This window comes from Clostridium mucosae, assembly GCF_024622765.1.
GTDB lineage: Bacteria > Bacillota > Clostridia > Clostridiales > Clostridiaceae > Clostridium.
This window is the reverse complement of the sequence record NZ_JANKAF010000023.1, coordinates 23,606-36,953: the sequence shown is the minus strand read 5'-3', so window position 1 is coordinate 36,953 and position 13,348 is coordinate 23,606. Positions and strand designations below refer to the sequence as shown.

Below are 13,348 nucleotides of genomic sequence, written 5' to 3'. Positions count from 1 at the left end.
ATTTAAGTTAGCTCGCAATAATTATCAAAAGTAAATTTAGGCAATAAAAAAAGACTAGCTTTCACTACTCTTGAAATTCATCATTAAATTAAATTTAATTTAATATTACTTTTGCATAAACGTTATTAGTTGTACTTGTAATAGCACCTTCCCCCAAACTACAATTAATAGATTCTTCAACTTCCAAATAGTTTATATTTTCAGTTGCTATTGACCTAAAATCTACATAAGCCTTTTTCTTTCCATCTTCCCAAAAGACACTTACATTAGTAGAATTTTCAGCATTATTTTTAGTGAAGATATATCCTCCTCTATATTTAACCTTCTGTCCTTTATGAACAATCAAATTATTCCCATTCTTAACTAAATGGTAATATGCTTTAATATAACTTTCTCTTAAATAACATATTGGATCATTTTTACCTATATAGTTATAACCTATCCCATAATCTTTATCAATATAAATATGAACACTGTTATCGTTAAAATCTCTAAATGTTATTCTATTCATATTTCGAGAATTATTTTTTGTTCCTGAATCTATCCTACTTGATGTTTGTTGAATTAAACTACTTTTTTCGTTATCATAAGTAAAATAAACATCTTTTCTATAATTATCCCTAGTATGTTGAAGCCCCATATACCAACCAATATAAAAATCTTCTAAAGGCTCCAATTTAACCTCGACTTTCATATGATTTCTTTCAAAAGAATATGTTACAGTTTCTATATAATCATTTCTCAGCCTTTCTCCTGTTTCTAAATTTATATTTGCTAAGTTGGTAACATAGTTTTTTGTTATCATTTTAACGCTAGAAAAATATCTTTCAATACCATCAGTTGGAACTTCTTCTTCATTGTCAATTATTGAACCTCCAACAGCTCCGTGATTACCACATACTGATCCTTTATTATTATCAACTACTCCATTTGTTACAGTCCTACTTTGATACGGAGAAATCCAATCTGTATTTACATTTATTATCCCACTTCCAATATCATAAGCTATTGGAAGTGTAATTTTATTTATCCCTAATTCACCAAACTTTAAATATATTTCACCTAAAAAATATTATTTATGAATTTTCATATTTGCTTATTTTAACTTGCAAATTCATCTTTAAAAATTGCCATTAGTATTTCATCGTGATATTTTCCATTTCTATATACCTCTTTCTTTAGTATGCCTTCCTCTTTAAATCCAACCTTCTTATAACATGCTATTGCTCTGGTATTAAAGGAAAAAACTTTAAGCTTTATCTTATTCATATTTACTTCTTCAAATATAAATTTTGTTAATACTTTTAACGAATCACTGCCATATCCTTTGCTCCAATATTCCTTGTCCCCAATCATTATACCTATTACACAAGTTCTATTTTTTACATCACATTCATTAATGCTACATCCACCTATATATTTTCCTGTCTCTAAATCTTCAATTGCAAAATCATAAGTAAAATCAACATTTGCTTTTCTACTTCTTACCCATTCCTCTTCTTGCCATTTAGTCATTGGAAATGGAATGTTAGAGTCTAAAAACTTTTTTACTTCTTCATCATTTATAAACTCTACTGCTCTTTCTATATCCTCTTCCTTATACGCTCTTAACCTTACTAATTTACCAATGTACATGATAAAACCCCCTTTTTTAATGGATAATTGATAATTGATAGTTTACAATAGACGATTGCAATGGAGAATGGGCAGTTATAATTGATATTTGATAGTGAGCAATAGATAATTTATATTTGATAATTTATATTTGATAATTGATTATGAATGATTAATGAATTATGTAATAGCTTGAGTATGCCTATTGATTAAATTAAATTATATTATAATTGATAATTTCTGAATTTTCAAACTTTTATTTTGTTTAAGCCTATATTTTAATTAAGTGTTTATTATTAATTAAAATTTTTTAATCAACGTATAATATTAATATAATAGGAAAAGAAGTTAAGAAAAGAAGGCTCTTAAAAGAAGAAATATGTGTAGCAACTGCTCTTAATAGACAAGGAAATTTAAAAATATCTTTAAACATGTAAAGTTCTGATCTCTTATTATTTGTTCCGTATCCATTTGGAGTTGACTATTCTTAATACCCTTTAAGAAAACTATTGATATTCCATCATTGTTTTTTATATAATATGATTCAAATCGTGAATCCCATGATTCAATACTTCTACTATTTACATTGTAATTCCATACTCTTATTTCATCAATCATATCGTCATAAACATAAAGAGTTATAATTAAATTATTATCATAAGATTTAATCGTTTTTAAAATGGACATTTTTTTATTATCTATATCTAATAAAAACTTATTAATTAATTTACTTTCCTTTTCTAAGGTATTTGAAACATTTACAATATTATTATTTTCTGCTTCTAAAATCGTATAAGAACTTGTAGTTCATAAATATCTTCTAACTCTTTATCTATAGATTTAAGCTTATACCCATTAGTATTAAAATATAAAGATAGTGCTATAGAACAGCCAATAATTATTATTACTACTATTAAAGAATAAAAATATTTTTTATTAATAATCATTGATACTTATACTCTTAATAAACTTGTTGTAAGTAATGGGAGTTAGAGTATATAGAACTAACTGTTGTATAGTAGGTATATTGGTAAGTATTATATTGATATACATCTACTTTATGTCTTTCAAATTTCATCCTTCTATTAAGTTTTACAATATAATAGTTATTACCAGCTGGGAAATTTACCGTTGAACCTGATGTATATGCATTTGTACTCATTTGTCCTGTACTTACACTAAAACTAAATGGCTCCCATCCAAGACCAACACTAATACTTTGGCTACCACCTGAATCATAATTCAAGAAAAGAGAACCACCACTTTTGAAATTATTCCCTCCAGCAGGTTGTCCACTCGGTGTCAAAGTAACAGTTTGATATTCAGTAGATACAACAGTAATCTTTTCATTTTCTCCATACTTAGGTTGTATTTCTGATTGTTTTTTAGCAAATTCTTCAGAAACTATTTTTTCATTAGGAATAGTAGTTACTGCAAAAGTGTTTTTTACTGGTGCTGAAACTAAAGTAAGTGTTAATACTGAACAAGTTAAAATCGAAATTAATTTTTTTTGTAACATAATATCATCCCCTTTTGTTTATATTATATGCTCTTTTTATGCATTTACAATTATTGGATTTTTTTGTAAATCATTCATTTTATGTAAATTGCAAAACTAACTTCCGTTTTTTTTACTTAAACAGAAGTTAGTTTTGCAAAGTCTTTGATATAATTAATTTGATATTTGTCCTAAGCATATTAGAATGTGAGAAGTAAAGCTTCCTTGAGAAAGAAACTTCACTTCTTATTTTTTCCATATATAATTAAGTTTAATCACTGGCTCAAGCCGTCGCTTTTAGCGATTCAGTTCTGTTAAACTATTACAAACTAAAGTCCAGTAACTTCAAATCACTGGACTTTTAAATTAATTGTATTACATACTTATAATATATTATCAACATTATTTAAAAACTACTCTCAGTAGTTTTCGCCTTAATTTTACATTCTAAATTTTAAATTTTTAATTATGCGACAGCACCTTATCTTAATTATATACTATCAGCTCTTAATTAAAAGTAAAATTATCGAGATTATACTAAAAGCTAAACTAACCATATTTATGTATGTTACAACTTGCTTTGGAGTAAACCCCTTAGCTTCTAGTCTATAATGTATTTGGCTTCTATCTGCTTGATATACTGGTTTTCCATCCATAAATCTTTTTATTATAACAAAAAGATTATCAAATATAGGAATTGCTAAAGCCAATATTGGAATAAATAAACTCATTAAAGTTGCTTGTTTAAAAGCACCATCTAAGGCTATTATACTTAATATAAATCCTAAAAAATTTGCTCCAGAATCCCCCATAAAAATCTTTGCAGGATATCTATTATACATTAAAAAACCTAAAGTAACTCCTGATACTATTAATGACATACTTATAGATTCATTTTGTCCTAGAATAATTGCCGCTGCTGCAAATGTTATTGATGAAATTAATGATAATCCACCAGCAAGTCCATCCATACCATCCGACCAATTTATAACTGTTGTTACTCCAAATATCCATGTAATTGTAAGTAAGAATTGTATTATTTCTGATAACTGTATATAAACTCCTGTAAATGGATTTGTAAATCCCCTAAAAACTATCCCTGATTTAAATATAATAAATGCTGCCACTAATTGAACTATTAATCTTGGATATATAGGAAATTCCTTGCCTCTAGTTTTAAAACTATCATCTATTAATCCTATTAATAATATTAATCCAGAACCTACTAGTATCCATGATTTTTCTTTAACTGATGTATAATTGTTAACTGTAAAATATACTATAAAAAATCCTATAAACATAGCTAATCCACCACAGAGTGGAGTTTCACCTTTATGTTTTTTTCTTTTTGTCGGTTTATCTGTAAAGCTATATTTAAAAGATAATTTAATCAAAATTGGCGTTATTAAATATACTATTAAAAATGCTAATATAAAAGATAATATATATCGCATAATTTCTCCTTAACCTCTTAACTGTTGATATTCTTTTTATTTATTATGTCGCTTAAAGTCATTACCTTATTATACTATTTATAAATATTATTATCAATGACAAAACAATGACGATTTTTATCTTATATTGCTAAAATAGAAATATATAAAGTCCCTATTTGGTTTTATGTAACACAAAACCAAATAGGGACTTTTTTCTAATTTCTTGCTTGTATCATATCTTTAACTTTCATTAATCTAGTTAAAGCTCCTCTTTCATTTTCATCAAGCTTCATTCTTATATACTTAATGGTTTCTTGCAGAGAAGGAATTGTCATATATTCAAGAGCATTAACTCTTCTTCTAGTCTTTTCTATTTCATCTGCCATAAGTTGAGTTGACTTTTCAACTTCTGCAAGTTCTAATAGCTTAGGTAAAATTCCATAAAGCTTAGCAATTGAATCATCTAATTCAGATGATGTACTTGCAAAACCATAAGGGAATATGCTCCCTTCATCGCCTTCAAGCTGTCTATGGAAATTCATCTCTGGAACATTAACACTCATTATATTTTTAGTTCCTACTTCAACAGATATACTTTCTTTTGGATAAGCTACTGCTTCCTCTAGAAATTCTGAGCTCATAACAGCTCTAGCCATAACAAAGTCCTTAAGTGACCCTTGAAGCTCTGCTTCTACAGATTTTCTTAATTCATTGTTGTATTTGACAAGATTAACGAATTGTCTCATAAGCTCATCTTGCTTATCCTTTAAAAGTTTATGTCCTCTTGTAGCTGTAGCTAATCTCTTTTTTAGCTTAGACATCTCCATTCTAGTAGGATTGACATTTAATCTTGCCATGGCTATTCTTCATCTCCCTTTGGCATATACTTTTCAAGATACTCATCTCTTATTCTCTTAAGCTCTGTTCTTGGAAGTATCTTTAAAAGCTTCCATCCTAATTGTAAAGTTTCTTCAATACTTCTGTTTGCTGTAAAACCTTGAGATACGTATTGTTCTTCAAATGCTTCTGCAAACTTAGCATATTGCTTATCTGTATCTGATAAAGCTGATTCTCCTAAAATCGCTGATAATTCTTTTGCTTGCTTACCTTGTGCATAAGCTGAGAATAATTGATTCATTGTATCAGCATGATCTTCTCTAGTCTTATTTTTACCAATCCCCTTATCTTTAAGTCTTGAAAGTGATGGTAATACATCTATTGGAGGAATAATACCTTTCTTATATAACTCTCTTGAAAGGATTATTTGTCCTTCTGTTATATATCCAGTTAAGTCTGGAATTGGATGTGTCTTATCCTCTTCAGGCATTGTTAAAATAGGAATTTGAGTTATAGAACCTTCTCTTCCTCTAAGTCTACCTGCTCTTTCATATAAAGTTGAAAGGTCAGTATATAGATATCCTGGATATCCTCTTCTACCTGGAACTTCTTTTCTAGCAGCTGAAACTTCTCTTAGTGCTTCTGCATAGTTTGTTATATCAGTCATTATAACAAGTACATGCATTCCTTTTTCATAAGCTAAGAATTCTGCTGTAGTAAGAGCCATTCTTGGTGTTGCTATTCTTTCGATAGCTGGATCAGATGCAAGATTCATAAATAATACTGAATTATCTATAGCACCTGTTTTATTAAATTCATCAACGAAGAATTGTGATTCCTCGAATGTAATACCTATTGCAGCAAATACAACAGCAAAGTTAGCATCTGAGTTTAAAACTTTCGCTTGTCTTGCTATTTGTGCAGCTAATTGTGCATGAGGAAGTCCTGATGCTGAGAAAACAGGTAACTTTTGTCCTCTTACTAATGTATTAAGTCCATCAATAGCTGAAATACCAGTTTGAATAAATTCTGATGGATAATCTCTTGATACTGGATTAATAGCCTCACCATTTATATCTGATCTTTTTTCTGGAATTATATTAGGGCCATTATCAATTGGGTGTCCCATACCATCAAAAATTCTTCCTAGCATATCCTCAGAAACACCAAGTTCAAGTGGTCTTCCTAAGAATCTAGCTTTTGTTTCTTTTAAGTTTATTCCTGATGAACCTTCAAAAAGCTGAACCATTGCTCTTGTTCCATTTATCTCAAGAACTCTACCTCTTCTTTTTTCACCAGTTTGAAGTTCTACTTCAACTAATTCATCGTATTTAACGCCTTCAACGCCTTCAACTACCATCAAAGGTCCTACAACTTCTGTAACTGTTTTATATTCCTTAAGCATTTAGAACCCCTCCCTTTTCGTTGATTAATGCATCTATAGCAGATTTTAATTCTACTTCAATTTCATCTATCTTATTTATATTATCTTCATGAATATATTTACTTCTTGCAATTTTATCTCTTATTTCACTTAAGCCTAAAATTTCATTTAAGTAAATTCCTGCTTTTAATGCTCTTTCTGCTTCTTTTCTAAATAGAAGTATTAGCTTTAACATTTTATATTGCTTATCTAATGAAGCATATGTATCAACTTCATGGAATGCATTTTGTTGAAGGTAATCTTCTCTTATTGATTTTGAAACTTCAAGTTTTAATCTATCTATCTCTGATAAAGCATCTATACCAACAAGACTTACTATTTCTTGAAGTCCTGACTCTTCTTGAAGTAAAGTCATTGCTTCTTGTCTTAAGGTAGACCAATCTGATGCAACTTCATTATTCATCCACTCATCTATAGTATCTGCATATAATGAATATGAATTTAACCAGTTAATTGATGGGAAATGTCTCTTATATGCAAGCTGAGCATCTAATCCCCAGAAAACTTTAACTATTCTTAGAGTAGATTGTGTAACTGGCTCTGAAAGGTCTCCTCCTGGAGGTGAAACTGCTCCTATTGCTGTTACAGCTCCTTCTCTACCATCTTTACCTAAGCAAATAACCTTACCAGCTCTTTCATAGTAATCAGCAAGTCTTGATCCAAGGTATGCTGGATAACCTTCATCACCTGGCATTTCTTCAAGTCTACCAGACATTTCTCTTAAAGCTTCCGCCCATCTTGAAGTTGAATCTGCCATTATTGAAACAGAATATCCCATATCTCTGAAGTATTCTGCAATTGTTATTCCTGTATATATACAAGCTTCTCTAGCTGCAACTGGCATGTTAGATGTATTAGCAATAAGGACTGTTCTCTTCATTAAGCTTTCACCAGTCTTAGGATCTTTAAGTTCTGGGAATTCATTAAGAACGTCTGTCATTTCATTTCCACGTTCACCACAACCAACATATACAACTATTTCAGTATCTCCCCATTTAGCTACTTGGTGTTGTACAACTGTCTTACCAGCACCAAATGGACCTGGAACTGCTGCTGCTCCGCCCTTTGCAACTGGGAAAAATGTATCTATAACTCTTTGCCCTGTAGTCATTGGTGCTTCTGGTTTTAACTTTCTTGCATATGGTCTACCTTTTCTTGCTGGCCATTTTTGCATTAATGTTAATTCCTTATCACCTTTTTCAGTTTCTACTATACAAACAGTATCAACTATTGTGAATTCTCCTGCCTTAATTTCTTTTATTGTACCCCTTACTCCATAAGGAACCATTATCTTATGTAGCACTACTGTAGTTTCTTGAACTGTTCCTATTATATCTCCAGCTTCAACTACATCTCCTACTTTAGCTGTAGGTTCAAACTTCCAAATTCTTTCTCTATTTAATGACTTAACTGCTACACCCTTTGTTAAAAACGGTGAATTTGCAGCTTTAGCAAATGCATCAAGTGGTCTTTGTATACCATCAAACATTGATTCTATTAGTCCTGGTCCTAATTCTATACTTAATGGTTCTCCTGTTGTAACAACTGGGTCCCCTGGTCCTATTCCTGTAGTTTCTTCGTAAACTTGGATAGATGCCCTATCGCTTCTCATTTCTATGATTTCTCCGATAAGACCTTTATCCCCAACCTTAACCATGTCGAATATATTTGCTTCTTCCATTCCTTCAGCAACAACTAAAGGACCTGCAACCTTAATTATCTTTCCGGTCTTCAAATCACTAACCTACCTTCCTATAAAATATTAACGCCAACAGCTTTTTCCACACTATCACTAATTCTCTTTAATCCAATATTTAATGAACCTTGATTACTTGGAATTAATATTACAGCTGGAAGTACTTGTTCATTGTAACGTGCTATTGTTTCTTCAATATGTTGTGCTATTTGCTCTGTTACAAAAATTACTGCGTAGTCATTTCTTGCACAGTTATCAACTGCTCTTCTTGCTTCATCAGCTTCAACTACTGTGAACACATCTATTCCTAAAGCTTTGAAGGCTAAAACCGAATCCTTATCGCCAACAACACCTATTTTCTTATGCATATATATCACGCAACCTTTCTCTTATTACTTCCTCAGCAATATTATTAAGCTTGCCAACCATTATAATCCTTATTACTTTTATTTCTGTTTCTTTTGCATAAATATAAGATAATATCTTTTCTGGTCCAAACGTAACTAACTTAGAATCTTTCATTAATTCCATGATATAATTATCACTTAACTTTTCTAAAAGACTTGCAGATTCTGTAGCTATATAACCTTCAAAGCCTTCTTTTATTAAATCTGAATAAATAGTGCTTTGTAATTTAGCCATTATATTCTCAGGTGATTCATTTAATAGAGCTATAAGCTTACTACTATCTATTGCACCACCATCAACTATAACTTCCCCAGCAAAATCTCTTCCTTTATTTTGTTTCTTTATTCTAAGTAAAGTTCTTATGTTAGTAGAATCTATCATAGCTTTTACTAAATTATCTATAAACTTATAATTTAGTGACTTATTTATATCTACTAAATCTTTATACATATATTTATCTATTATTATGTCTATCTTTTGAGGATCCTTAGTTTCTTCAAAAGATTTCATTGCTTCCTGAACTCCTTTTCCAAGGTTTCCATTTAAGCTTTTAAAATTATCTCCATCTATTTTACGTTTAACTTCTTGTAAATCTAGATTTCCTAGTTGTATAAGCATTGAAGATAAATCTTTGCCTAATACTTTTCCTTTTAGAAGTACCTTTATATTATGATAGTCATATTTTAAACTCATTAACTTCACAACATCTTTTATAGGACTTATTTCATATACTAGTTCATATACCCTTTTCAATTCTGCCGTTAATATTTCTTCATAATCCTCTGGTCTCTTTATATTTGCTGAAACATTTGAATACTCTGTTTCATTTAATATTCTTAGTACTTCATTTGCCGATGGAGCTTCTATAATTCTATCAATTTTAGGCTTATCAAGAAGTCTAGTTTCTAAAACCCATATTCTTGATACAGCTTGGGTAAATTTCATTACATCCATCTCTTACCCTCCTTAATTAAACAACACTCTTGCTACTTCAAACTCCAATTCATCTTTTAATGAACTTACTAAAGCTTCATATGTGTTATTGATTTCTATACCATTACTTTCAAGAATAAATCCACCTTTAAAGTTTCCAGTATTAGGACTTAGTTTAATATTTCCTTTATCTCCTAATGATTGATTTAAATCATAAATAAAAGTAAGATCTACTACTTCCATTCCTTCTTTATTTAAAATTAATGTTTGCTCTCCTATTTCACCTAGAGAAAGTATTGAATTTTTTATAAATCTTAAAAAATCATCTCCAGATATAGTTGCTAACATATCTATACTATTTTCAAATACTTCTTTTATAACTTCTTGCTTTGCAGATAACTTATTGTTTCTAACCTTAAGAGAAGCAGAAGATAGAATTCTTTCTTTCTTAGTTTTAGCTTCAAGCTCAGCCTTTTGTATAATTTCTTTTTCAAGTTCTTTGGCTTTAGCTATTTTCTTCGAAAGAATCTTATTTTTCTCTTCTTCAGCAGAAGCTAAAATACTTTCCTTTCTCTCTTCAGCATCCCTAAGGATTTTAGAAGTTAGATTATTTACACTTGCCATAGCCTTTTCTCTCCAATCCTAGAATCCTTTATTTACTAACATAAATGAAATAACGAATCCTAATAATGCGTATGTTTCAACCATTGCTGCTAATATTATACCTTTTGTATTATGTTCTGGGTTTTTAGCTAATATTTGAATACCAGCTGCTGCAACTTTACCTTGAGCTATTCCAGACCAAAGACCTGCAAATGCTATTGGTAAGCAAGCACCTAATAGATATAAACCTTGATCTAATGGCATTCCTGAAGCCATTTTAGTAAATACTAAGAATCCTATAACAAAACCATATAAACCTTGTGTACCTGGTAATAATTGAAGAACTAATACTTTACCAAACTTTTCTGGTTCTTCTGTAACTAATCCTGTTGCTGCTTCACCAACTATACCAACCCCTTTAGCTGATCCTATACCTGATAAACCAACTGCTAAAGCTACTCCCATAGCTGCAAATATTAATCCACCGTTATTTTCCATAAAAAATTGAATCCATGACATTTCCATTTTATAATTCCTCCTAATTTCTTTTGATCTTTATATACTTTTCTGAAAGCTTAAATGCTTTAAAAGGTCTTCCGCCACCTTCATAGAATTTTCCAAAATATTCAACATATTGAAGTCTTGCTGTGTGAACATAAGCTCCAAGTAATGATAATCCTAAATTGAATATATGGAATAAAACAAATAATATAGGTCCTATTACTATTGCTGCTACACCTGGTAAAGTATGAATTAATAGGTTTAAAGCACCTGCAATTGAACCACCAGCTAATCCTAAAGCCATAAGTCTTGTATAGGATACTAAATCTCCTACATATCCGGTTATACCATATAAAGAATATAAACCTTGACCTATCTTAGCTCCTGCAGATTTTTCTTCTCTTCCTCCACCTATAACTATTAGTATAGCTCCAATAATAGCTGTACCAATAAATATATTTCCTAATATATTTGGTAATCCTAAAAACTTAACTGCTGCAATTCCTCCTATAGATAATAATGTTATTATCCATGAACCTGCATCTAATAGTGCATCTTTGGCTTTTCCAATCCTAACTAAACTATAAACTTTTATAAATAGTCCAAAGAATATTTGAATAACTCCTAATGCTAAAGATAAAATTACTATAGTCATAACATCTTTATTAGTATCTATTATTTGAGTTGGTAATGTTATAATATCTCCAAAGAATGATCCATAAATTGCTCCGAAGAATATTGTTGGAAAACTTAAGTAAAAGAAGAATTTTGCAAAATCCTTTTTACCCTCATCTAGTTTTAAAAATTTAAGAGCTAATGCTGCTCCTATTAAAACTAATAGTCCATAACCTACATCTGCTACCATCATTCCAAAGAATATTAAGTAGAACGGCGCAAGTAAAGGCGTTGGATCTATTTGATTATATTTAGGATAACTATACATTCCAGTTACACTTTCAAAAGCAGAAATAAGTTCACCATTTTTAAGTTTAATTGGAACATCATCTATCTCATCTTCTTTAACGTCTTCAAATTCTATATAGTAATCGTCTTTAAGAATTCTACTACATATTGACTTTAATGCTTCACTATCTTCTTGTGCTATCCATCCTTGAATTGCACATACATTTTTAGTTTTTAAGAAATTTGTTGAAACTTTAACACGTTCAACCTTACTTACAAAATAATCATAAGCTATTTCTAACTTCTTTAAATCTTCTTCAAAGCATGCAATTTCTTCTTGAATGAAGAATTTCTTTGATTGAAGTTCCTCTATTTGATGCTTAAATTCTAAAATAAGCTTCATTGGAACATCCTCGTGTTCAGCTTTAAAGGCGCTAAATCCAACTCCCCTTAGAACTTCTGATATATTTTCACTATCTTCTTTATTAGATAAAATTAAAAGATTAATATCATTGCTGTTTCTTGATATTATTTCAACATATGCATTTGATAACTCTTCTAATAAAGTATCTTCATAAGATTTTGTTATGGTCCCTAAGAAATATGATGTATTTTTTAGATCTTTTATTTCACTAAAAGCTACATCTAAATCCTGCCAAGGAATTAGAATGTCTATTTCAGCCTGTAACTTTGTTATATTTGAATCTAAACTAGCCAGCTCTGCTTCTTTTTCTTTTGCTTTATTATAGCTTGCTTCCCAATTAGAGGCTTTAATTTTTTCATCTAATTCATCTAATGTTAATGTTAGCTTTTCTTCTTGTAATGCTTTTAGTCCTGATTTTTTAGGGACATATTTTTTAAGAAATTCTAGGGCAAATTTAGCTTTTGATAAATTTTCTTCATACTTTGAATACTCTAAATCTATATCATCTTTAGTTAAGCTTTTTAACTCTTCATATTTATCAAGGAATTCCTCATCTTGTAAATTAATAAATTCTACATTAGATAATCCTTGTATTTCTCTTAAAAGCTTTTGCTTTTTAGATTCAAAGGTAAGCAAAGTGAATTTGTTCATCTTAACTATTGCCATGAATCTTCACTATCCTCTCAACGATTAAATTAATAGCATTATTCTTTTTCTCTCCAGAAATATTTTTAATGCTTGCTACTTCATTTTCACCTTTTTCTAATATAGGTGTTGCTTCTGAATTTCCTTCTTCTTCCGCCTTAGATATAATTTGCACTTTTTTTGAATTTGCTTCATTTAGAATTTTGCTATACTCTTCTTCTGCTTGAATGCTTGCATTTTTTACTATTTCCTTTGAAGTTATCATAGCTTCTTGAATAAGCTTTTCAGCTTTTTCCTCCGCCTTCTTAATTTCATTTATTGCTTCTAACGCCAAAATCTCACCACCTTTATCGTTTTAAATAATAATATAGTAATTAATACTTTATGTAGTATTAATTACTCTTTT

General features: G+C 29.8%; 15 protein-coding genes. All 15 read right to left on the bottom strand.

The window, feature by feature from the left end:
* Positions 1–94 precede the first annotated feature (94 nt).
* The 15 genes from NSA50_RS17590 to NSA50_RS17520 all read right to left on the bottom strand — a co-directional run bounded on the left by NSA50_RS17590 (position 95) and on the right by NSA50_RS17520 (position 13,276).
* Positions 95–805, bottom strand: coding sequence for a hypothetical protein (locus tag NSA50_RS17590; protein ID WP_257447267.1), 711 nt, complete (start codon positions 803–805; stop codon positions 95–97).
* Between the two features lie 296 nt (positions 806–1,101).
* On the bottom strand, positions 1,102–1,635 hold the full coding sequence (locus tag NSA50_RS17585; protein WP_257447264.1) for a GNAT family N-acetyltransferase: 534 nt from the start codon (positions 1,633–1,635) through the stop codon (positions 1,102–1,104).
* A gap of 375 nt (positions 1,636–2,010) precedes the next feature.
* Positions 2,011–2,301 carry a hypothetical protein gene (locus tag NSA50_RS17580; protein ID WP_257447261.1) on the bottom strand — a complete coding sequence of 97 codons (291 nt, stop codon included), beginning with the start codon at positions 2,299–2,301 and terminating at the stop codon, positions 2,011–2,013.
* 95 nt (positions 2,302–2,396) lie between these two features.
* Entirely contained in the window at positions 2,397–2,561 is a 165-nt protein-coding gene (locus tag NSA50_RS17575; RefSeq protein WP_257447258.1) for a hypothetical protein, read from the bottom strand.
* 14 nt (positions 2,562–2,575) lie between these two features.
* Positions 2,576–3,133, bottom strand: coding sequence for a hypothetical protein (locus tag NSA50_RS17570; RefSeq protein ID WP_257447255.1), 558 nt, complete (start codon positions 3,131–3,133; stop codon positions 2,576–2,578).
* 479 nt (positions 3,134–3,612) lie between these two features.
* Complete coding sequence (locus tag NSA50_RS17565; RefSeq protein WP_257447252.1) at positions 3,613–4,566, bottom strand: MraY family glycosyltransferase; 954 nt, start codon at positions 4,564–4,566, stop codon at positions 3,613–3,615.
* 197 nt (positions 4,567–4,763) lie between these two features.
* A complete protein-coding gene (locus NSA50_RS17560; protein ID WP_008676926.1) occupies positions 4,764–5,405 on the bottom strand; it encodes a V-type ATP synthase subunit D in 642 nt (213 codons plus the stop codon).
* A gap of 2 nt (positions 5,406–5,407) precedes the next feature.
* Positions 5,408–6,790: a V-type ATP synthase subunit B gene (locus NSA50_RS17555; protein ID WP_195262585.1), complete on the bottom strand. Its 1,383-nt coding sequence runs from the start codon at positions 6,788–6,790 to the stop codon at positions 5,408–5,410.
* On the bottom strand, positions 6,783–8,564 hold the full coding sequence (locus tag NSA50_RS17550) for a V-type ATP synthase subunit A (protein WP_195262586.1): 1,782 nt from the start codon (positions 8,562–8,564) through the stop codon (positions 6,783–6,785). Before NSA50_RS17550 ends, NSA50_RS17555 begins: the two co-directional genes overlap by 8 nt.
* A gap of 17 nt (positions 8,565–8,581) precedes the next feature.
* Positions 8,582–8,893, bottom strand: coding sequence for a V-type ATP synthase subunit F (locus NSA50_RS17545; protein WP_257447244.1), 312 nt, complete (start codon positions 8,891–8,893; stop codon positions 8,582–8,584).
* Positions 8,886–9,887, bottom strand: a complete 1,002-nt coding sequence (locus NSA50_RS17540; protein WP_257447241.1) for a V-type ATP synthase subunit C — start codon at positions 9,885–9,887, stop codon at positions 8,886–8,888. Before NSA50_RS17540 ends, NSA50_RS17545 begins: the two co-directional genes overlap by 8 nt.
* 12 nt (positions 9,888–9,899) lie before the next feature.
* Positions 9,900–10,490: a V-type ATP synthase subunit E gene (locus tag NSA50_RS17535; RefSeq protein WP_195262589.1), complete on the bottom strand. Its 591-nt coding sequence runs from the start codon at positions 10,488–10,490 to the stop codon at positions 9,900–9,902.
* 18 nt (positions 10,491–10,508) lie between these two features.
* The gene (locus tag NSA50_RS17530) at positions 10,509–10,994 is read right to left on the bottom strand and encodes a V-type ATP synthase subunit K (RefSeq protein ID WP_257447236.1); all 486 of its coding nucleotides are present in this window, start codon (positions 10,992–10,994) and stop codon (positions 10,509–10,511) included.
* A gap of 13 nt (positions 10,995–11,007) precedes the next feature.
* Positions 11,008–12,963: a V-type ATP synthase subunit I gene (locus NSA50_RS17525; protein ID WP_257447232.1), complete on the bottom strand. Its 1,956-nt coding sequence runs from the start codon at positions 12,961–12,963 to the stop codon at positions 11,008–11,010.
* Positions 12,950–13,276: an ATPase gene (locus tag NSA50_RS17520; protein ID WP_257447229.1), complete on the bottom strand. Its 327-nt coding sequence runs from the start codon at positions 13,274–13,276 to the stop codon at positions 12,950–12,952. The genes NSA50_RS17525 and NSA50_RS17520 overlap by 14 nt, the downstream gene beginning before the upstream one ends.
* Positions 13,277–13,348: the final 72 nt, after the last annotated feature.